We start from the raw sequence: 260 nt of genomic DNA on the forward strand, positions 1-260 counted from the left end.
TATTCATGGAAAAATCGTCACCAATGATTCCGTTTTCTTCTGTATTTAATTGTGTTTCTGAGTGAGTGTAAATTGTTGCTGAACTCGCATTCAACCAAACTTTAGGTTTTTTGATACATTGATCAACAGCGTATTGAAGAACTTTTGTACTTTCAATTCTTGAAGAATAAATTTCCTTTTTGTTTTTCTCGGTATATCGACAATCGACAGATTTTCCTGTGAGATTGATTAGAACATCAGCATTTTCAATCCAATTTTTC

1 pseudogene is annotated in these 260 nt (G+C 31.9%); it reads right to left on the bottom strand.

Annotated elements, in window-relative coordinates:
- Positions 1-260, bottom strand: a pseudogene (locus SCA31_RS24090) (epimerase); the annotation flags it as partial.

It is taken from the genome of Chryseobacterium sp. SIMBA_028, assembly GCF_046535285.1.
Classification (GTDB): Bacteria; Bacteroidota; Bacteroidia; order Flavobacteriales; family Weeksellaceae; genus Chryseobacterium.